Source organism: Shewanella sp. Isolate7 (assembly GCF_022398425.1).
In the GTDB taxonomy this organism is placed as follows: Bacteria; Pseudomonadota; Gammaproteobacteria; order Enterobacterales; family Shewanellaceae; genus Shewanella.
This window is the reverse complement of the sequence record NZ_JAKEVJ010000210.1, coordinates 1-529: the sequence shown is the minus strand read 5'-3', so window position 1 is coordinate 529 and position 529 is coordinate 1. Positions and strand designations below refer to the sequence as shown.

The following is a 529-nucleotide window of genomic DNA, read 5'->3' as shown; positions in this document are numbered from 1 at the left end:
TCTTTCAGCTCTGTTCCAAGAGCATCTTCCCTTCGGGGCCAAGACTGGTTTACTAGAACCGCAAGGTTTCAGCCTAGTCCGAATGTCAAGCAGATGTATCGGGCAGGTTGAAAGTGGTAAATTAAGTTGGATTTTTTTAAGGTTATTAACATGATTCAAATGCAGACCATCTTGGATGTTGCTGATAACTCTGGTGCACGTCGTGTAATGTGTATCAAAGTGTTGGGCGGTTCCAAGCGTCGCTACGCTAATGTTGGCGACATCATTAAAGTGGCAGTAAAAGATGCTGCTCCTCGTGGGCGTGTGAAAAAGGGTGATGTGTATAATGCTGTTGTAGTTCGCACTGCAAAAGGCATTCGCCGCCCTGATGGCGCGTTGATTAAGTTTGATAACAATGCTGCGGTATTGTTAAACAACAAACTTGAACCGATGGGTACGCGTATTTTTGGCCCAGTAACGCGTGAATTGCGTACTGAGCGTTTTATGAAAATTGTTTCATTGGCACCCGAAGTGCTATAAGGTATAGGAA

Annotated in this window: 1 protein-coding gene; it reads left to right on the top strand. The window is 44.6% G+C overall.

Features of this window, described 5'->3' with window-relative positions; translation table 11 throughout:
* The first annotated feature begins 150 nt into the window (after positions 1-150).
* A complete protein-coding gene (gene rplN / locus L1D47_RS21065) occupies positions 151-519 on the top strand; it encodes a 50S ribosomal protein L14 (RefSeq protein ID WP_003783296.1) in 369 nt (122 codons plus the stop codon).
* The last annotated feature ends 10 nt before the right edge of the window (positions 520-529 follow it).

What these genes read in the sequence shown, in the direction of transcription:
- rplN (WP_003783296.1), top strand. Translation starts at nt 151, where the DNA reads ATGATTCAAATGCAGACCATCTTGGATGTTGCTGATAACTCTGGTGCA.